We start from the raw sequence: 19,453 nt of genomic DNA on the forward strand, positions 1-19,453 counted from the left end.
AGAGGGCCCGCCGGCACCCCGTTCGGGCCCCGGAGAGACCCCACGATCCGAGTGGAGCGCCGCCGAGCCGGATCGGCGGCTCGGCGGCTCGGCGCGTCAGCAGGTCAGCGGCTGATGTCGACGGAGGCGGCGTGGGGCAGGAACAGCGTGTCCCCGTCCTCGGCCGTCGCGAGTGCCGAGATCCGCCAGGTGCCCTGGTCCAGCCCGGCGGCCTCCTTCTTTGTGACCGTCAGCCGGTAGGTGCACCGGGAGGTCTCGTCCGAGAGACTCCGGCAGGTCGCGTCTTCCACCTTGCGGAGCTCCGCCTCGGTGGGGTCGAGCTTCGAACTCGTGGGCCATGCGAGGACCTTGAGCCCCTTGATGCCCGAGTCATCGCTCACCTTCGCGGTGAAGGTGAACGCTCCCGCGACGGTGTCGGTCGGGGCGGTGTAGCGGACCGAGCCGTCCTTCAGCGCGGGCTTCGAGCCGGTGGAGGCCATGGCGAGACCACCGGCGGCCACCGCGGCGAGGGTGACGGCACCGATGAGGGACGGGACGAGAACGCGCTTGGACATGACAGATCTCCTGAATCGTGGACGAGGAGCAGGCACGGTGTCCTGCGGGTCGCAGCGGGAGTCGATGCACCGGACGGGTGCGGAACAACCGCTGGTGGAGCTGGTGAGGAGCAGGCCGCGGGTCCCTTGCCGGTTCCGCGATCGGTCGCTGCCTCGATGTGATCGAGACTATGGCGGGGAGCATGGCGCGGGCGTCGGACGCCGGGACGATTGCCACGTCTAACCTGAGGTGGAGCACCGGCGCCCGTCGTAGTCCTCCACCCGCGTCTGCACCTCAGGTAAGAGAACGGAATCCGTCTTCAGCCGGAGCCGGACCGCCGGAGTGCCGTCCTAGCCTTGGCGTGTCATGAAACGAACCGACGACCGGCTGATCCCGGTCCTGCTGATCTGCGCCCAGGCCGTGGTGTGGCCAGGAGCTGCCCTGCTGCGCGGGGACCTTCCCTCCGCATCCGCCCTCCTCATGGCCGCCCTGGTCGCCGGACCGGTGACGGCCGCGCTCGCTCTGCGCCGGGGCCGCCCGGTGACCACCCTCGTCCTCACCGCCGCCGCCTGCGCGGTGGGCGCCGGACCGCTGCCCACCGGCGCGATGGCGGTACTCGGGACCGCGGGCGTCGCGCTGGCCCTGTTCACGGTGGCGACCGAACGCGACATGTTCACCGCCGTGCTGTGCGTGGTGGCGCTCACCGCCTGGCAGCTCCTGCAGGGGCTGAGCCTGAACGGGCTGCGCGAGGGCGACGGGCTCGACCTGGTCCTCACCGCCCTGCTGTACGCCGCCGCCTGCGGCAGCGGCCTGCTGGTACGGCGGATCCGTCGTGCGCGACGGGCGGCCGAGCAGCGGCTGAAGCGGGCCGAGTCCGAACGGCACCGGCTCCCCGCAGCCGAACGCAAGCGTATGGAAAGGGAGCTGCACGATGTCAGCGCCCATCACCTGACGGCCGTGGTGGTCACGGTGGGGGCGGCGGTGGGGCTGCGCGACCGCCGTCCCGAACTCGCCGACGACGCGGCCCGGTTCGCGGTCGAGACCGGCCGCGAGGTCACCCGGGCGCTCGGTGCGGTACGGGCGCCGACGCCCTCACGTACCCAGCAGCCCTCGCCGGAGGAACGCTTGCTGGATCTGGTCGCGGGGGTCCGCCGGCTGGGGCAGCAGGTGGACTGCGAGATCGACGCCCTGCCGGACGGCGGCGTCGCGGACGCGGCCTTCGGCATCGTGCGCGAGGCGCTGACCAACGTGGCACGGTACGCCCCCGGCGCCCGCACCAGGGTGCTGTGCCGGTACGGCGACGCCCGTACGGACGTCGTGGTCACGAGCGGGGCGCCGCTCCCCGGCACGGTGGCGCACGGCGCGGGCCTCGGCGGAGGGCGCGGCCAGAGCCTCCTGCGGTCCCGGGCGCGGGAGGCGGGCGGCACCCTGACCACCGGCCCGACCGCGGAGGGCGGCTGGGAGGTACGCGCGGCGCTGCCCGGACGGACCGCCGCCCCGGTGGAGCGGTCCGTTCCGCGCAGCTACCGCGTGGCGCAGGTGACGGCCGCCGCCGGCCTCGTCCTGCAGCCCCTGCTGCCGGTGCTGGTCATCAGGGACGAGACCGTATCGGCCGGCGCGCAGGTGTCCGCGGGCGTGTTCTTCGCTCTGCTGGCCGCGGCGCAGGCGGTCACGCTCCTGTGGCTGCGCCGGGCGCCGCGCGCAGCCCAGGGCGTGCTGTGCGCGCTGGCCCTGCTCTGGCCGGTGGCGATGGTCACGGGTGACTACACCGGTCCGGTCCTCCTCCCGCCGGCGTTGAGCCTGCTCGCCACCTGCGCGGCGCTCGCCGCGGACGCTACCGGCGCGGAGGCAATCGGCAGCCGCCCCCGCTCGCTCCTGACGGTCGCGGCCGTGGCGGCGCACGCGGTGGCCGCGACCGCCGCCGTCCTGGAACGGGGCACGGCGCTTCCGCTCTGGGCGGTCGCCGCGTTGTCGACGGCCGGGGCATCCTCGGCCGTCTGCGCGGCCCGGTGGGGCGGGGCCGTGCGCGGGCGGCGGGACCTGGCCGCCCGCCGCGCGCGGGAGGACCGCGTCGCCGACTGGACCGGGGAAGCGGTCCGGGACGCGTGGGGTGAGCGCCGCCGCATCGCCTCCGGACTGGAGACCACCGTGCTGGCGCGCACCGCCGACATGGTCGAGGAGGCACAGGCGGGCCGGCTCGAAGCGACCGCGCAGCACGCCCGAGAGGCTCTGGCCGCGATGCGCGCCCTGCTCGACACGGTGCGGGACGACGAGCCCGGGCAACGGCTGCGGCCCCAGCCCACGCTCCACGCTCTGGACCTGCTCGCCCGCCAGTGCCGGGCCACCGGCCGCGAGGTGGAGATACGGCTGACCGACCGGGTGCCGGAACACCTGCCCACCGCGGTGGACCTGGCTGCCTACTACGCCGTCGAGACGATCCTGACCGCAGGCGGCGAGGATCCGGCCGTCGTCGAGCTCGACGCCCGTGACGGTACATTGACGCTCACGGCCACAGGGGTGCCGGATGCCGTCCACCCCGCCGTGCAGGAACGGCTGGCGGCACGGATCGCGGCGCTCGACGGCACCGTGACCACCCGGCCGGCAGGCACGTTCGGCTTCCGGCTGCCGTTCGCTCCGGGCCCAGCGGGCCGGGCCGCGGACACGCCACGGGCCGCCGCGGACACGCCACCGGCCGTCGCCGGGCCCGGCGACGAGGAGCAGGGGAAACCATGAGCATCAGCGTGCTGGTCGCCGACGACCAGGGCATCGTACGGGCGGGGTTCGCCGCAGTGATCGACGCCGAGGAGGACATGACGGTCGTCGGCGAGGCCGCCGACGGGGCCGAGGCGGTACAGCTCGCCGCGGAGCTCGCACCCGACGTGGTCGTCATGGACGTCCGGATGCCCGAACTGGACGGCATCACCGCCACCCGGATCATCACCGGCCGCCAGGACACGACCCGCGTCCTGGTGCTGACCACCTTCGACCTCGACGCTTACGTCTTCGACGCACTGCGCTCCGGTGCCTCCGGTTTCCTGCTCAAGGACGTGCACGCCGCCGAACTGCTCCAGGGCATCCGGGTGGTGGCCGCCGGCGAAAGCGTGCTCTCCCCGTCCGCGACCCGCCGGCTCATCGGCCACTACGCCTCAGCCGCAGTCACCGGAACCGAGAGCGGCGTCCGCGAGCTGGACAGCCTGACCGACCGCGAACGGGATGTCCTGGCCGTGATCGCGTCCGGCCTCACCAACGCGGAGATCTCCGGGCAGCTCGGCATCACCATCGGCACCGTCAAATCCCATGTGAACGCACTGCTGCGCAAGCTCGGCCTGCGCGACCGGGTGCAGGCGACGATCCTCGCCTACGACCTCGGCCTCGCCCGCCCCAACCCTCCCGGCGCGCCTCTGTAGCGGTTGCGGATCAGCTCCACACCACCTGTCCGAGGAGTTCACCACCATGCCCGTTTCCGACCGGTTCCCCGGCCGCGTCCCGCGCCTCGCTGTCGGCGATGTCATCGCCCTCGTCTACCTCGTGGCCTGCGCCGGCCTGCTCATATGGGCTTGTGTGGTGACCGCGATCGACGACTCGGGCGAGTCCATGGCGGGAGTCGTCCCACTGCTCGCCTCGGCCCCGGTCAGCCTCGTGCTGCTGATGCTGCCGGGAGGCACCGCGACGCTCGTCCTCGCCGGCGCCCTCGGCGCGCTGGTCAACGCCGCGATCATCAGGTGGTGCGCCCGCGCACTGCGCCGCGGCACCAACTCGACATCCTGAGCCCCGGCACCCCGCCACGCCGCCGCCTCGTTCACCACGGCCCTCGGCGGACGGCGCCTGCCCCACACGCGTCGCGGCAGCGCGCACCGCACCGTCCCGAACTCCGAACCTGAGGTGAGATCCACTGATGTGACGTGGATCTCACCTCAGGGGAAAACCTGGAGCCGGCGTGCTCCGTCAGACCAGGACGTGAAACGTTCACCGGCCTCGTTGACCGAGGCGCAGTTGGTCCGGCGGATCTCCCGCGGAGACACCGCGGCCTTCGACGAGTTGTACGGCCGCAGCGCCCCGTGGCTGACGGCGCGGCTGCGTCGGCGCTGCGTGGACGACGAGATCGTCGCCGAGGTTCTGCAGGAGACGTACCTGGCTGTGTGGCGGGCGGCCGGATCCTTCGCCGACAGCCTGCGCGGCGAGGAGGCCGGCGGCTGGCTGTGGACGGTTGCCTCCCGTCGGCTGGTGGACGCCTTCCGGGTACGCGGCCGGCACAGCACCCTCCCGGCGGCAGCCGCCGTACCGGAGCCGGCGCCCTCGGCCGAGCACGAAGTGCTGGATGGAGCGGTAGGGGGCGACCTGGGCACGGCACTGGACCGGCTGGCCCCCGAGCTGCACCAGGTCCTGACAGCGATGGTGCTGGACGGGCTGACGGTCCGTGAGACCTCCGCACTCCTCCGGATCCCCGAAGGCACCGTCAAGACCCGTGCCCGCCGCGCCCGCCTCGAAATGCGAAAGGCCCTGTCATGACTCCGCACGTCCGCCGCGAGCTGCTGGTGAGCTACGTACTGGACTCCGGCGCACCGGCCGGTCCGGGCACGGGGGCGCTGTGGGCGCTGGAGGCACACCTGGAGCGGTGCGCGGCCTGCCAGGCCGAGTTGAGGGAGGTGTCCGCCGCCCACTGCCCGGCGGACACCGCGCTGATGGAGCAGGTGCACCGGCGCCTGTCGGCGACGCTGCCGCCGGTTCCCCACCGCCGGTGGCGCCGGGTACGGGGCGCACTGGCCCGGTGGGCGGCTCCCGCGCTCGGGCCGTGGACCGCGGCGGTCGTCATCGTCGTTCTCGGCGCCCTGGTCCTGTCATCGGCCCTCGCACACGACTCCCCGGTCCTCCTGCTGCTGGCCCCGGCGATGCCGTTGCTGGGAGTGGCCGCGAGCTGGGGTCCGCACTCCGACCCGGTCCATGAGCTGATCGCCACCACACCGAGGGCGGGGCTCGGCCTGATCCTTCGGCGGACCCTGGCCGTGCTGACCCTGGTGATCCCGGCCCTGGCGGCCGCCGGCGGGATCACCGGCACCGCACCCGCGCTGGTCCTGCTGCCCGCCCTCGCCCTGACCTGCGCGGTCCTGGCGCTGGGCAGCGCGGTGGGTGTCCAGCGCGCCGCCACCGCGCTGGGCACCGGGTGGGCCCTGATCGTGGTCCTCCCCGCCATCGCCGCCAGCACCGTCCCGTCCTACCTACAGGAGTCCGCCACCCCGGGGTGGGCTGCCGCGACCGCGGTCCTGGGCGCCGTCGCCCTCCTGTGCCGTACCGCCTATCTGCACCCCGTCGAGGCCCGCACGCCCCGGCGCTGACCGCCGAACCACCCCTCGTCCGAGGGGCCTTCACCCACGTCCCCTTCACCCGGCACCGCATTCACCCGCACCGCGAGGAGACCCGACCATGCCCAGAACCGTCAGTGCGAGCGAGACGGCCCCCACCCGCTACGCCCATCACATCGAGGCCCACGCGCTGACCGTGCGGCGGGGCCGCCGCAACGCGGTCGACGGGGTCGACCTGAACCTGGGCCTCGGTGTGCACGGCCTGCTCGGTCCCAACGGAGCGGGCAAGACCACCCTGATCCGCACCCTCGCCACCGTCCTGACCCCGCACAGCGGCGACCTGGAACTCCTGGGCGGCGGCCATCGCAGCCGGGGCGAGCTGCGCGAACTCCGCCGAAGGCTGGGCTACCTGCCGCAGGCCTTCGGGCACTACCGGCGCTTCACGGTGCGCGAGTTCGTCGAGTACATGGCCTGGCTCAAGGAAGTGCCCCGCCACCGGGTCGCCGACGCGGTGCAGCACGCCATCGACCGGGTCGACCTGTCCGGCCGGGCCGATGACCGGATGGGATCGCTCTCCGGCGGCATGCTGCGCCGGGCCGGCATCGCCCAGGCGATCGTCAACGACCCCGACATCCTGCTGCTCGACGAACCCACCGTCGGCCTGGATCCCGCCCAGCGCGTGGAGTTCCGCACCCTGCTGCGCGACATCGGCGCACAGTCCTGCGTCCTGGTCTCCACCCACCTGGTCGAGGACGTCGGCGCCGCCTGCGTCGGCGTCGTGCTGATGGACGAGGGCCGCACGGTCTTCTCGGGCCACCTCGACCACCTCCGTGCCGCGGGCACCGACGCCGACCCGGGCGACAGCGACATCGAGCGCGGCTACTCCGCCCTGCTGCGCCTGCACCGCGAGGAGACGGCCGGGGCCGGGCGGTAGGCGGCGCGGCACGATCACCGTTCGACACACCCTTACGCACTGACACGACCGACCTCTGGAGACTGTGATGTTCCGAATGGTGCGCCTGGAGGCGAAGCGCTCGATCGCTCTGCCGCTGTTCCTGGTGCTGGCTGCCCTGACCCGTGTGTTCGTGTGGATGGATATCCAGCAATGGGCCGCCAGTTGGGCATCGCTGGTCTACTCGGTGCGGGGAATCGCCTGGGTCGCGCTGCCGGTGGTGCTGGCTGCCGGGATCTGGCACGGCGGGCGGGAGGGGCGCAGTGATGTCTCCGAGCTGTTCGCCACCACGCCGCGCCCGCGCTCCGTGCGGCTGCTGCCCGCCTTCCTGGTGATCGCCGGCGCGGTGGTGCTCGCCGAGGCGGCGGTGGTCCTGTGGGCAGGGGTGCTGATCACCCGGCACGCGACCTACAGCGGCGGCCAGTGGCCGCTGGCCCTTGCGGTGGGACTGCTGGCCGCCATCGCCCTCACCCTGCTCGGACTGGGGATCGGACGCCTGGTGCCCACGCCGGTCGCGGCGCCGCTGGGCGCGGTGGTGCTGTTCCTGATCCTGACGGTCAGCCAGTCGCGGGACGGCAAGCCGGCCAACCGCCTGGTGGACACCGTGCTGCCGATGCTGCCGCAGACGGACGACTTCCACCGGGTGCTGCCTTCGCTGTCCGCGGCCCAGGGCATCTGGTTCGGCGCCCTCGGTGTCACCGGCGTACTGCTGACCGCCGCGGCCACCCCGCGGACCCGGGCGCTGTCCCTGGCGCCGGCCGTGATGGGGATCGTCCTCGGAGTGCTGCTGGCACCGTCGGGCGCGATCGTCCCGGACCGGCGGGCCACGGCCCTGGTCTGCGCGCCGGGCGACAGCCGGATCTGCGTGACCGGGGTGCACACCCACGCACTGGCCGAACTCGTCCCCCCGGCCCGGAAGGTGCTCGATGCCTTCGCCAAGGTGCCCGGTGGCCCGACACGGGTGGAGGAGTCCACGGTGAGCTGGATGTTCAACGACAGCAAGCCGGGGGACAGTGCCGAGGACCTCCGTACGATCCGTGAGGAGCTCCCGTACCTGACCCAGGGAGGCGGCATCAGGTGGACGCCGGCCATGCTCCTCTCCCGGGTCGCCGGCGACGCCGTGATCGACGCCGAGTGCTTCGCCGGTGGCAAGGAGGGGGACCGTGCGAGCGACGCCGCCGACGCGATGACCACGCTCCTCCTGGACACCCGCACCGATGAGCTGGGCCCCGACGCCCGCAGGGCCTACGACACGCTGCGCGCACTGCCCGCCAAGGAGCGCTACGAGCGGATCGGCGACGGCCGGAAGGCCGGACTGACCTGCGGTGACCCGATGGCCGTCGTCATGGGCCAGGGAGCCGGCCGATGACCCCGGGCCTGCACGGCATTCTGCTGCACCTGCGCTGCCGGGCGGCTCCGGCGACCGCACTGGTCTTTCTGGCCGCGGCCGGTCTCACCTGGGCCGGGTACCTGTCGGACGATCCGGGGCTGACCCGCATGACCGGCCTGATCGCCGTCGTACTGGGCGTCGCCGTCACCTCGCGCACCCTCGCCGGCCCGGACGAGGAACTGGAACGCGGCACGCCCATGCCCTGGCGGCTGATCCGCACCATCCACCTGCTGCTGCTCAGCGGCTCCCTCCTCGGCCTGCTCGCCGCCGTCCACCTGGTCGCCGGCCGGCAAGCTCCCGCCGTGCCCTTCGGCACCCTCGTGCAGGCCGTCCTGGCGCTCACCGCGTTGACGGCCCTCGGCGCCGTGCTCTTCGGGGCCCACACCGCCTGGGTTCCCGCCATCGGCTGGGGCCTGCTCATGCTGGCTCTGGGGCCGCTGAAGCCCGCCGGCGGACAGGTACTGGTCTGGATGGTCCAGGATCCCCGCACCGCCACCTCCACTGCGGCGGCCGCCGTCCTGACCGTCGTCGGCACCGTTGCCTACACCCAGCGCGGCAGCCGCCGGTGAACGGGCCGCGCCCGCGGCCGGTCGGCCCCCTGGCATCCCAGCACCCCTGCCGGCTCAATTCGTGTACTGGCCAATGCCCCGCGGCAAGTACGCTCCGTGCCCTGGCTTCCCCACGTACGCACGCTTATCGATCACTGGAACCCCACGCGACAGCACGGCCTCGACCCGTCCCCTGACGCGCTTGCCTTCGTAAGCCGAGTAGTCGACATTCATGTGATGTGTCCTGGCGGACATGATCTGTTCGGCAGCAGGGTCATAGATGACGATGTCGGCGTCCGCCCCCGGCGCAATCGTGCCCTTCTTCGGATACAGGCCGAACATGCGGGCCGGTGCGGCGCAGGCGATCTCGATCCAGCGGCGGCGGCTGATATTCCCGTCGACAACAGCCTGGTGCAGCAGATCCATGCGGTTCTCGACGCCCGGCATCCCGTTCGGGATCTTCGAGAAGTCTCCCCGCCCCATCTCCTTCTGGCCCTTGAAGCAGAAAGGGCAATGATCCGTGGACACCACCTGCAGATCATTCGTCCGCAACCCACGCCACAAAGCCTCCTGGTGCTCTTTCGGGCGCAGCGGGGTGGAGCAGACGTACTTCGCCCCTTCGAAGTCGGGTTCAGCCAGGTTGTCGGTCGACAGAAAGAGGTACTGGGGACACGTCTCGCCGAACACGGGAAGTCCCTCGTCCCGAGCTCGCGCCAGTTCGGCGACGGCCTCCTGGGCCGAGACGTGCACCACATAGAGAGGAGCCCCCGCCACCTGGCTCAGCTTGATCACTCGATGCGTGGCCTCCGCTTCGAGCAGCGCCCTGCTGACTTCACCGTGGTAACGCGGGTCTCGCTCCCCCCGGGCCAGCGCCTGCTCCACGAGCACGTCGATCGCAAGGCCGTTCTCCGCGTGCGTCATCACAAGGCCGCCGTTGGAGCCGGCGCGTTGCATGGCCCGCAGGATCTGGCCGTCGTCAGAGAGAAATACTCCCGGATACGCGGTAAAGAGCTTGAATGATGTGACGCCGGCCGAGACCAGACCGTCCATCTCCCTGAGCGAGGACTCGTTCACGTCGGACATGATCATGTGGAACGCGTAGTCGATCGCGCACTTTCCATTCGCCTTTTCATGCCAGGCATCGAGACCTTCGGCCAGGGACCCGCCCTTGGACTGAATCGCAAAGTCAATGATGGTGGTCGTGCCGCCCCACGCCGCAGCCCGGGTACCGGTCTCGAACGTGTCGGAGGCAAACGTGCCGCCGAACGGCATCTCCATATGCGTGTGACCGTCGACTCCACCCGGAATCACGTACTTCCCGGCAGCGTCGATGACATGGTCGGCCGTCCACCCATGACTGTCATGAGTGGCCATGGCCACGACGCGGCCACCATCGATGAGCACATCAACGTGCAACTCGTCGGAGGCCGTAATCACCAGTCCGCCAGTGATGAGGGTGCGTGCCATGGCTTCTGCTCCATTCGCGTCGGATCAACGGCGTTCGCTCATGAACCGTTCCTGTTCGCCCCGATAAGGCCCCACCGACGGGCTGGATGGGCGACTCCACCCGCCGGCGACAAACGGCATGCATCTCGTCGGACGCGGTGCTGACGAGAAGCGCCCCCGCGCGGACACACGGGAGCGCCGCACCCCCGAGAACTCACCCCGCCGCTTGCAGCGCGTCGGCGAGGATCGCCGCGCCCTCCTCCGCCTCCGGAATGGAGAGCGAGAGAGGCGGGGCGATACGCAGCACGCTGGTGTTGTGGCCACCGCCCTTGCCGATGAGCAGCCCGCCCTCGCGGGCCGCCTCCAGCACAGCGGCGGCCGCTTCCGGGTTCGCCTCGTCGGTGCCGGGTTTCACCAGTTCGATGCCGATCATCAGTCCTCGGCCCCGCACCTCCCGGACACACTCCGAGCCGGCGGCGACCGCCCGCAGCCGCTCGATGAGCAGCCCGCCGACCCGGCGGGCGTTGCCCTGGAGATCGTGTTCGAGGAGGTAGGAGAGGTTGGCGAGTCCCGCGGCCATGGTGACCGGGGAGCCGCCGAACGTCGAAATGGAGTTGGAGTCCAGGCAGTTCATGACGTCGGCGCGGGCGATGACACCGCCGATCGACATGCCGTTGCCAATCCCCTTGGCGAAGGTGACGATGTCGGGCGGGCCGCTCTGCCCGTGTGCCTGCCAGCCCCAGAAGTGCTCGCCGGTACGCCCCCAGCCGGTCTGCACCTCGTCGGAGATCCACAGGATGCCGTGCCGGTCGAGGACTTCGCGGAACGCCGCGTACAGACCGTCGGGCGGCGAGGTGAACCCGCCCACGCCCTGGATGGGTTCGGCGATCAGCGCGGCGGCGTCCCGGGTGTGGCCGAGCAGGTCCTCCAGGTCGGCCACACAGGCCTCGATGAACTCCTCGTCACCCAGGTGCGCGTACGGTCCGCGGCCACGGACACCCCCGTGCACGTACAGCGTCTGGAGCGGGGACAGGCCGGTGGGTGACCAGGCGTGGTTGCCGGTGACGGAGACCGCGGAGAAGGACCGGCCGTGGTAGCTGTTGCGCATCGCGAGGATCTGGTTCGACCTGCGGTACGCGGTGGCCAGCAGCAGCGCCGTGTCGTTGGCCTCGGTGCCGGAGGTGGTGAAGAAGACCCGCGCGTCCGGGATGCCGGAGAGGCTGACGACGCGCTCGGCGAGGTCGACCATCGGCCGGTTCAGATAGAGCGTGGAGGAGTGGATGATCCGCCCGGCCTGCTCGGTGACCGCCTTGGTGACCTCGGGCAGCGCGTGGGCGGTCATCGTGGTGAGGATGCCGCCGAAGAAGTCGAGGTAGCGCTTGCCGTCCGCGTCCCAGACGTGGCGGCCCTCGCCGTGGGTGATCTCCAGCGGGTGCCGGTAGTAGAGCGCCAGCCAGTCCGGGCTGACGGCGAGATGGCGGTGATGCAGACCGGTCACGGCTCCACCAGCCCCTCGTACGCGTCGGGCCGGCGGTCCCGGTAGAACGCCCACTGCTGACGGACCTCGTCGATGAGCCCGAAGTCGAGGTCACGGACCAGGAGTTCCTCGGCCTTGTCGCTGGCCACATCTCCGACGAACCGGCCCTGGGGGTCGACGAAGTAGCTGGTGCCGTAGAAGTCGTTGTCGCCGTACTCCTCCTGGCCGACGCGGTTGATCGCGGCGATGAAGTACTCGTTGGCGACGGCGGACGCCGGCTGTTCCAGCTGCCAGAGGTGCCCGGAGAGTCCACGCGAGGTCGCTGACGGGTTGTACACCAACTGGGCACCGTTGAGCCCTAGTTGGCGCCACCCCTCAGGAAAGTGCCGGTCGTAGCAGATATAGACGCCGACCTTGCCGACCGCGGTGTCGAAGACCGGCCAGCCGACGTTGCCGGGCTTGAAGTAGTACTTCTCCCAGAACCCCTTGAGCTGCGGGATGTGGTGCTTGCGGTACTTGCCGAGATACGAGCCGTCGGCGTCGATCACGGCGGCGGTGTTGTAGTAGAAGCCGGACTGCTCGACCTCGAAGACGGGGACGACGATCACCATGCCGGTCTCACGGGCCAGCTCCCGCATCCGCTGCACGGTCGGTCCCTCGGGAACGGCCTCGGCCCAGCGGTAGTGCTCGGGTTCCTGCACCTGACAGAAGTACGGGGCGTTGAACACCTCCTGGAAACCGATGATCTTCGCCCCCTGCCGGGCGGCCTCGCGGGCGTGCTCCTCATGCTTGGCGATCATGGATTCGGTGTCGCCGGTCCAGGTCGCCTGGACGAGTGCGGCGCGTACGACTTGGGACATGAGCTGCTCCTTCGACGCGGCGTCAGAGAGCCTCTTCGCGTTTCTACGCCCGTAGACACGTGCGTAGAGGAGAACGTAAGCCCCGCCACACAGCGGGGCAAGACCATCGCCGTGAACCAGCGGAGTCGATCATGTTTCACACCCGTGCGGTCCATTGCCGGTAACGCCCGTGATCCGTACGCCTAAGGGCTGTCCCGTAATCCCTGGTGGATCAGCGCGCGGCGTCGGATGCGGTGCATCGCAAGGCGCCGGAGCGCCCTCAGATGGGGTCTCCCCTGCTCGAACGGAGTTGAGAGCTTGGGGAAGGAGCGATTCGGGCGTTTCGGCAACGCGGCGAGAGTGGGGTCTCCCCTGCTCGAGCGCAGCCGAGAGCTTGGGGAAGTAGCTGTCGTCGCGCGCCCGCCAGGGGTTACGGGACAGCCCTTAGCCGATCCCCGCCACCCTCAGCGCGTGCACCACGTCCCGCTCCCGCGCGTCGGACACCCCACGGGCCGCCGCCAGCAGTTGCGGTACGAGATGGCGCGGATCGCTCTCCGCGATCCTGGCCGCGTCCTGCGGCGTCCGCACCCGGACGAAGGCGCCGAGCAACGCCTGCGCCTGGGGGCCCCTGCCGTCCCGGTCCAGGGCGACGACGGCATCGGCGATCTCGGCGGCGGGTCTCGCCACCCCCTGCCGCAGCAGCCGGTCGCAGTCCTCCGGCCGGCCCGCATCGGCCAGCGCGGCGGCCGCCGCCGCGAGGGCCCGGGGAGGCAACGAGGACACCTCCCACAACAAGGTGGCCCAGTCGGCGCCGAGCCCCGCCCGCTGGAGTTCTGCGGCGAGCACCGGCAGCCAGTCGGCGGGCCGCCCGGCCACCTCGCAGAGCACCCCGTGCGCCTCCCCGCTGCGGCCGTCCGCACGCAGCCGGAGCAGCACCGCGACGGTACCCCTGGCGGACTTCAGCGCTGCGGGATCCGGGGCGGCCGCAGCACGCTCGGCAGGATCCCTGCCCCCGCCCGGGGCGCCGCCGAACCGGGCACCGCGCGGCACGGCCGCCGCCACCGGTGGGACGGGCAGAACGGACACGGTGGATACCGGCTCCTCGTCCTCCACGTCCAGCCCGGCGAACCTGGCCCCGCGCGGCCTCTTCCGCGCGGGCGCGACGGGGGCGGATGGTGCGACGGGTGCGGGCGGGGCGGCAACGGCGCTGTCGGGTGCGAGCGCGGCTTCGGGAGCCGGGCCCGGCACCATATCCGCACCGGGTTCCCGCACACGGCGACCCGGCCCCGGTTCCGCACGGGGTTCCCGCACACGGCGCTCCGGCTCCTGCTCCGCCCCGGATTCCGGACCCCCATCCGTGCGGAACCACCCCGCGGGCACCGTCACCGCCGCCAGCCGCCGGCGCAGCTCCGTACAGCGGGCCGAGGCGCGTTCATGGTCGTCGCGGGCCCAGGCGACCGCCTCGGCATCGGCCACGCCCGCCTCGCCGCTCGTGTGGGCCGCGCGGAGCCGCTGGGCGGCCTGCTCCTGCTCCCGCAGCATCAGCTCCAGACGTTCCACCAGCTGCCGGCGTCCGCCGGGGCGGTGGTCGTGGGCCGCGGCGGAGGCGGCGAAGAGTCCGGCAGCCCGCGCCGACTCACGCTCCGCGAACCCGGCGCCCCGCACTGTCGCGAGGTCCGCGAAGAGCGACTCCATCACATCCCAGGGCGGGATCTCGGCACCCTCCAGACAGGCCCGCATCCCTTCCGGATCACGGCCGCAGAAGACACCGAACCAGCCCCGGGCGGGATCGAGCAGCTCCGTCAGGTCACGCAGGTAGCGCGCGAACTCCCCTACCGATACCGCTTGCTGATGCACCGTCATCATCACCCTCGGCCGCCGTCGGCTGGAACCTTCCAGTCCGCAGGCATTCGACCGCAGGTGTGTTACGACGCGGCTACGCGCTCTTTTCGACCCTGGTGCAAGCGGCGCCTCCGCACGGCCGCACACGCCCCCCGAGGCATGCGTCCAGGACTCAGAAGGTGACGGCGATCCCGGTGTGCGGCCGCTTGCCGAGCCGGGCGATCATCGCGGGGTAGTCGAGAAGCCAGTACTTCCAGGTGTACTTGCGGGCGATGGCCCGGCGCACTCCGGCCGTCCCCCCGGCGTCGAGCAGCCGACCGGTCCCCTCGGCGCTCGGGGCGTCCGGTGCGATCCGGCCGCGTACATCGCAGACGGTGACGACGACCCGGCTGTCGTTGCGCAGCCGCTTGACCTTCCACGAATCCGTCTTCGTCCAGACGAGCAGCTCCGCCCCGTCGACGGCCGCCCAGACCGGGGTGGCGACGGGGGTGCCGTTCTTCCGGTACGTGGTGAGGCTGACGTACTCGCTTCGGGCGAACTCCTGGAGACTCATGACCGCAACCCTACGCACCGCGCGAGGGCGTTTCGCGGGCCCTCGGCCGCTACCCGGCCAGCGGGACGATGTCCGGCTCCGGTGCGCAGCGAAGGAGCAGTTCATCCATGGAGAGGCCGAGCGCCCCGGCCAGTGCGGCGACGGTGAAGAACGCGGGGGTGGGAGCGCGGCCGGTCTCGATCTTGCGCAGCGTCTCGGCCGAGATCCCGGCACTCGCAGCGATCTCGACCATGCTGCGCCGGCCGCGCACCTCACGGAGCAGCCGGCCGAGCCGTTCGCCGCGCAGGCGCTCTTCGGGGGTCAGAGGCGTTCGTACCATGCCGTCATTCTAATACCATGCGAACCGGTATAGTAATTGGCATGGTGCAACTCAAGACAGACACACAGATCGAAGCCATGCGCGACTCCGGCCGGGTCGTCGCACAGTTGCTGGCGGCCGTCCGGGACACGGCGGCGGTCGGCGTCTCGCTGCGCGAACTCGACGAGGTGGCCCGCGGGGTCCTGCGCGAGGCGGGGGCCGGATCGCCGTTCCTGAACTACCGGCCGCACTTCGCGCCCACCCCGTTCCCCGCCGTGATCTGCGCATCCGTGAACGACGCGATCGTGCACGGAATCCCGACCGACCTACGGCTGCGCGACGGTGACCTGGTGAGCATCGACGCGGGCGCGATACTGGACGGCTGGGCCGGGGACTCGGCGATCAGCTTCATCGTGGGCCGTGCGCGCCCGGCGGACACCCTGCTCGTCGAGACGGCGTTCGCCGCGCTGGACGCGGGCATCGCGGCGGCCGTCGTCGGCAACCGGATCGGCGATATCGCGCATGCGATCGGCAGCATCTGCCGCAAGGCCGGCTACGGCATTCCGGAGGGCTTCGGCGGGCACGGAATCGGCCGGGCCATGCACGAGGACCCGGGCGTCCCCAACGAGGGACGCCCGGGTCGCGGGATGGTACTGCGGCACGGGATGGCGCTGGCCATCGAGCCGATGCTGACCGCCGGCGGCCACGACGAGTTCTATCCCGACCAGGACGGCTGGACACTGCGCACGACCGACGGCAGCCGGGCCGCACACGCCGAGCACTCGGTGGCGATCACTAACGACGGACCCCGGATCCTGACCGCACTGTGAAGCTCGCCGGACCACACTTCGGGCCGGCCCTCAGTTGTTCTTGAGGAATTCCTCGGCGAGGGCCTCCCCCGCGGTCACGGCGGCGTCATGGCTCTCGATCGGCGACACCACGGAGTCCTTGAACAGGATGTAGGTGACGCCGGATTCGGTACCGCCGGTCTTCGGGTCGGGGTCGATGCCGAGGGCCTCGGCCGTGGCGTACGAGGCCTCACCGATGATCTTGTCGGGGCCGGTGTCGCCGACGACGGCGTACTCCACCCTGTCGCCGTGGATGACAGCGACGACGCCGCCCCCCTTGATACCGGCGCCGCTGTAGTCCCAGATCCCGCTGCTGCTCGGCACGACGACGTACGGCAGCTTCTCCGCACTCAGCGGCTTGTCGCCGGAGGTGTGGAACGCGGTGTCGTCCTGGAACCACGGGTCGGTGTCCTCGTTGCAGGCGGTGGTCACCTGGCCGTCGCAGTCGATGTCCATGTCGGCTTTCCAGAACACCGCGCCGTTCTTTCCGCAGACCGGCACGGTGGCCGAAGCCTCCTCGTCCGTACGGTATGTGCCGTTCGAGATCTGCGAGCAGGACGAGACCTTGGCGAGCAGGTCGGCGGCGCTGACCGACCCCTCCCTGACGCCGGGCGAGGGCCGCTCCCCGGCCGATGAGGCCCGTGCCGCCGCGGCGGAGGCACCGCCGGAGGGGCCTTCGTCGGAGAGCGGACGGGTGTGGGCGACGGGTGCGAGGTGCACCACGCCCGGGCGCGCGTCGTGCGCGGCCACGGGAGCGGCGGAGGGGGACACGGAGCCGCCCGAGACGGCCGGTGACAGCGATCCGGCCGCGAGCAGAGCGGCGCCGGAGGCTGCGGCGAGGGCAAGCGTGCGCATACGCATGGTGGGGGTGCCCTTCTATTAGGAAAGTTTCCTTACCGAGATGGCCAAGATGCTCCCCCGGGCATGTTCACGTCAATACCCGGGACCGGCCCCCGCGCGTTCCACCGCGGCCGGCCGGCCCCTCCCCTACCGGTGTCCTGTCCCTGTCTCCTCTTCCTGTCAGGGCCGCCCGCTCGGCCTCACCACCGCTGCCGAGCCTCCGCCGCGCCGCTCCGTCTCGGCTGCCGCAAGCCATCGCCCGTCCGGCAACTGCTGCACCCCCGTCGCCGCACCGATCTCAGGGTTCGGCGTGAAGGCATGCCCCAGGGCTTCGAGTTGTGCCCGCACGGGGCTGTTCCACAGCCCCGGCTCGAGCTCCGTCTTCGCGGCGTTGCGCTGACTGGCACGGGGCGCCGCGATGGCGTCCACCAGTGACAGCCCGCGGTCGACCTTGCCGATCAGCGACTGCAGCACGGTCGTGATGATCGTGGCACCACCCGGCGAGCCCAGGGCCAGCACGGGCTGCCCGTGCTTCAGCACGATGGTCGGCGAGATCGACGACCGCGGCCGCTTGCCCGGACCCGGCAGGTTCGGGTCATGGACGGCCGGGTCCGCGGGCGCGAACGAGAAGTCCGTCAGCTCGTTGTTGAGCAGGAAGCCGCGCCCGGGCACCGTCATGCCACTGCCGCCGGTCTGCTCGATCGTCAGGGTGTAGGCGACGACGTTGCCCCACTTGTCGGCGGTCGTCAGATGAGTGGTGTTCTCCCCCTCGTACGTCGTCGGCGCGGCCGTCCCGCCGGCCGCGCAGTCGGCCGGGTGGCGGGGGTCTCCCGGTGCGAGCGGACTGGTCAGCACCGCGTCGTCCTTGATCAGGCACTCCCGCGAGTCGGCGAACCGCTGACTGAGCAGCTCCTTCGTCGGCACCTTCTCGAACGCCGGGTCGCCGACCCAGCGCCCGCGGTCGGCGAACGCGATCCGGCTCGCCTCGATGTAGCGGTGCAGGTACTGCGCCTCGCTCGCCTTCGAAAGGTCCGTGGACTCAAGGATGTTGAGAGCCTCGCCCACCGTCGTACCACCGGAGGAGGACGGCGCCATGCCGTACACGTCCAGCCCCCGGTAGCCGGTCTTCGTCGGCGCCTGCCGAAGCGCCCGGTAGGAGCGCAGGTCCTTCGTGGTGAGGTCGCCCGGCCGCACCACACGGGAGGACTTGGGGTCGACGGGCGGATTGCGTACGGTCCGTACGACGTCATCGGCCAGCTTGCCCCGGTAGATCTCGTCGAGACCCTTGCGTCCGACCTCGTCGTAGGTACGGGCCAGATCGGGGTTCTTGAACACCGACCCGACCACCGGCAGTTGACCGCCCGGCAGGAAGAGCTTCCGGGTTGCGGGGAAGTCGGCGAACCTCGCCCGGTTGCCCTCCGTCTGGGAACGGAACGTGCTGTCGACGACGAAGCCGTCCCGGGCCAGGTGTTCGGCCGGCTTCAGCACCTGCCGCAGCGATTTGCTGCCCCAGGTTTCGAGGGCCTTCTCCCAGGTGGCGGGGGTGCCGGGCGTGCCGACGCCGAGTCCGCTGGTGACGGCGTCGTCGAAGGCGAGCGGTTTCCCGTTCTCCAGGAAGAGCGAGGGGTCCGCGCTGCGCGGTGCGGTCTCCCGGCCGTCGATGGTCTGCACGGTACGGGTCCTGGCGTCGTAGTGGACGAAGTAGCCGCCGCCGCCCAGACCTGCCGAGTACGGCTCGGTCACCCCGAGCGCCGCGGCGGTGGCCACCGCCGCGTCCACCGCGTTGCCACCCTTGCGGAGCACCTCGATTCCGGCCGCGGTCGCGTCGGCGTCGACGCTGGAGACCGCTCCCCCGTATCCGGCCGCGACGGGCGACTTGGGTGGCGGTGCGGCCGGTGGCGCGGATGAGGACGGGGCCGCCGCCCCGACCGAGACCACTGCGGCGAGAACACCCAGGAACGACACATTCCGCGCAACGGAACGTCGCATGCGCACCTCCAGTGAAGGATCGTCCGCGCAGGGTAGCCCCGGCCCGGCCGCCCCGTCAGGACCGCCTCGAACTTGAGGCCGAATGCCCGCTAACATGCCCGCCCATGACTGACGACGTACGCAACATCGTGCTGGGCGTGATAGCCGCCGGCATCAGCGCCGCCCTCGGCTGGCTCGCGCGCACCTATCTCTGGCGCCGCAAGCTCCGCCGCAAGCAGGCGTTCTTCGGGCTGCCCGGGAACTCGGAGTGCCTGCTCGTCGTCAACCGCGACGCGGGCGGCGACGGCGCCGTCCACCGGCACGACGTCTTCGCCCTGCTCGAACTCTCCGCCCTGATCAAGGACTGCTCGGCACACGCCCAGATCCTTTCCCACGACATCGCCCAGCAGGGGTTCGGCGAACGGACGGAGTTCTGCGTCGGCGGGCCGGTGTCCAAGGCGCTGAGCACTCCACGCCCGCGCCGTGTCGGCTTTCCGTTCACTCCGCCTCGCCATGGCGCCTGAGTGCGTTGTGGCAAACCGGATCTCGTTCGAAGCCCGCGGTGCGGGTGATCATTCGGACAGAGATGCCGGTGCGGTCGTGGGCATAGAGAAACGG

General features: G+C 71.4%; 18 protein-coding genes and 1 pseudogene. 10 read left to right on the plus strand and 9 right to left on the minus strand.

What is annotated here, in order from left to right; all coding sequences use genetic code 11:
* Positions 1-104 precede the first annotated feature (104 nt).
* Positions 105-554: a DUF5707 domain-containing protein gene (locus ACFVW8_RS14930; RefSeq protein WP_389689843.1), complete on the minus strand. Its 450-nt coding sequence runs from the start codon at positions 552-554 to the stop codon at positions 105-107.
* A gap of 346 nt (positions 555-900) precedes the next feature.
* Here ACFVW8_RS14930 and ACFVW8_RS14935 point away from each other — a divergent pair, with 346 nt between their 5' ends.
* The 8 genes from ACFVW8_RS14935 to ACFVW8_RS14970 all read left to right on the plus strand — a co-directional run bounded on the left by ACFVW8_RS14935 (position 901) and on the right by ACFVW8_RS14970 (position 8,745).
* Positions 901-3,267: a histidine kinase gene (locus tag ACFVW8_RS14935; protein WP_389689845.1), complete on the plus strand. Its 2,367-nt coding sequence runs from the start codon at positions 901-903 to the stop codon at positions 3,265-3,267.
* The gene (locus ACFVW8_RS14940) at positions 3,264-3,941 is read left to right on the plus strand and encodes a response regulator (RefSeq protein WP_389689847.1); all 678 of its coding nucleotides are present in this window, start codon (positions 3,264-3,266) and stop codon (positions 3,939-3,941) included. The genes ACFVW8_RS14935 and ACFVW8_RS14940 overlap by 4 nt, the downstream gene beginning before the upstream one ends.
* Positions 3,942-3,987: 46 nt before the next feature.
* Complete coding sequence (locus ACFVW8_RS14945) at positions 3,988-4,302, plus strand: SCO4225 family membrane protein (protein WP_389689849.1); 315 nt, start codon at positions 3,988-3,990, stop codon at positions 4,300-4,302.
* Positions 4,303-4,491: 189 nt separating this feature from the next.
* Complete coding sequence (locus ACFVW8_RS14950; RefSeq protein WP_389689851.1) at positions 4,492-5,043, plus strand: RNA polymerase sigma factor; 552 nt, start codon at positions 4,492-4,494, stop codon at positions 5,041-5,043.
* Complete coding sequence (locus ACFVW8_RS14955; protein ID WP_389689853.1) at positions 5,040-5,867, plus strand: zf-HC2 domain-containing protein; 828 nt, start codon at positions 5,040-5,042, stop codon at positions 5,865-5,867. The genes ACFVW8_RS14950 and ACFVW8_RS14955 overlap by 4 nt, the downstream gene beginning before the upstream one ends.
* 88 nt (positions 5,868-5,955) lie before the next feature.
* Positions 5,956-6,768 (plus strand): ATP-binding cassette domain-containing protein, encoded by an 813-nt coding sequence (locus ACFVW8_RS14960; protein WP_389689855.1) that lies wholly within the window; start codon positions 5,956-5,958, stop codon positions 6,766-6,768.
* Between the two features lie 67 nt (positions 6,769-6,835).
* Complete coding sequence (locus ACFVW8_RS14965; protein ID WP_389689857.1) at positions 6,836-8,155, plus strand: hypothetical protein; 1,320 nt, start codon at positions 6,836-6,838, stop codon at positions 8,153-8,155.
* Positions 8,152-8,745, plus strand: a complete 594-nt coding sequence (locus ACFVW8_RS14970) for a hypothetical protein (RefSeq protein ID WP_389689859.1) — start codon at positions 8,152-8,154, stop codon at positions 8,743-8,745. The genes ACFVW8_RS14965 and ACFVW8_RS14970 overlap by 4 nt, the downstream gene beginning before the upstream one ends.
* Before the next feature lie 54 nt (positions 8,746-8,799).
* Here ACFVW8_RS14970 and hydA read toward each other — a convergent pair whose 3' ends face one another.
* The 6 genes from hydA to ACFVW8_RS15000 form a co-directional block, all read right to left on the minus strand.
* Positions 8,800-10,191 carry a dihydropyrimidinase gene (gene hydA, locus ACFVW8_RS14975; RefSeq protein WP_389689861.1) on the minus strand — a complete coding sequence of 464 codons (1,392 nt, stop codon included), beginning with the start codon at positions 10,189-10,191 and terminating at the stop codon, positions 8,800-8,802.
* Positions 10,192-10,384: 193 nt separating this feature from the next.
* Positions 10,385-11,668, minus strand: a complete 1,284-nt coding sequence (locus tag ACFVW8_RS14980; protein ID WP_389689863.1) for an aspartate aminotransferase family protein — start codon at positions 11,666-11,668, stop codon at positions 10,385-10,387.
* Positions 11,665-12,507 carry a nitrilase-related carbon-nitrogen hydrolase gene (locus ACFVW8_RS14985; protein ID WP_389689865.1) on the minus strand — a complete coding sequence of 281 codons (843 nt, stop codon included), beginning with the start codon at positions 12,505-12,507 and terminating at the stop codon, positions 11,665-11,667. The genes ACFVW8_RS14980 and ACFVW8_RS14985 overlap by 4 nt, the downstream gene beginning before the upstream one ends.
* A gap of 423 nt (positions 12,508-12,930) precedes the next feature.
* A complete protein-coding gene (locus ACFVW8_RS14990) occupies positions 12,931-14,349 on the minus strand; it encodes a hypothetical protein (protein ID WP_389689867.1) in 1,419 nt (472 codons plus the stop codon).
* Positions 14,350-14,500: 151 nt separating this feature from the next.
* Complete coding sequence (locus tag ACFVW8_RS14995; protein WP_389689869.1) at positions 14,501-14,881, minus strand: PPOX class F420-dependent oxidoreductase; 381 nt, start codon at positions 14,879-14,881, stop codon at positions 14,501-14,503.
* A gap of 49 nt (positions 14,882-14,930) precedes the next feature.
* Positions 14,931-15,200: a helix-turn-helix domain-containing protein gene (locus ACFVW8_RS15000; protein ID WP_389689871.1), complete on the minus strand. Its 270-nt coding sequence runs from the start codon at positions 15,198-15,200 to the stop codon at positions 14,931-14,933.
* 41 nt (positions 15,201-15,241) lie between these two features.
* Between ACFVW8_RS15000 and map the strand changes: the two genes are divergently transcribed.
* Positions 15,242-16,009: a type I methionyl aminopeptidase gene (gene map, locus ACFVW8_RS15005; protein WP_389689873.1), complete on the plus strand. Its 768-nt coding sequence runs from the start codon at positions 15,242-15,244 to the stop codon at positions 16,007-16,009.
* Positions 16,010-16,039: 30 nt separating this feature from the next.
* On the opposite strand, the gene ACFVW8_RS15010 is transcribed toward map, so the two are convergent.
* On the minus strand, positions 16,040-16,888 hold the full coding sequence (locus tag ACFVW8_RS15010) for a glycoside hydrolase family 75 protein (protein ID WP_389689875.1): 849 nt from the start codon (positions 16,886-16,888) through the stop codon (positions 16,040-16,042).
* A 159-nt stretch (positions 16,889-17,047) separates the two neighbouring features.
* Entirely contained in the window at positions 17,048-18,856 is a 1,809-nt protein-coding gene (gene ggt / locus ACFVW8_RS15015; RefSeq protein ID WP_389689877.1) for a gamma-glutamyltransferase, read from the minus strand.
* Positions 18,857-18,960: 104 nt separating this feature from the next.
* Here ggt and ACFVW8_RS15020 point away from each other — a divergent pair.
* A pseudogene (locus tag ACFVW8_RS15020) lies at positions 18,961-19,290 on the plus strand (hypothetical protein); the annotation flags it as partial.
* Between the last annotated feature and the right edge of the window lie 163 nt (positions 19,291-19,453).

It is taken from the genome of Streptomyces sp. NPDC058221 (assembly GCF_042882365.1).
GTDB lineage: Bacteria > Actinomycetota > Actinomycetes > Streptomycetales > Streptomycetaceae > Streptomyces.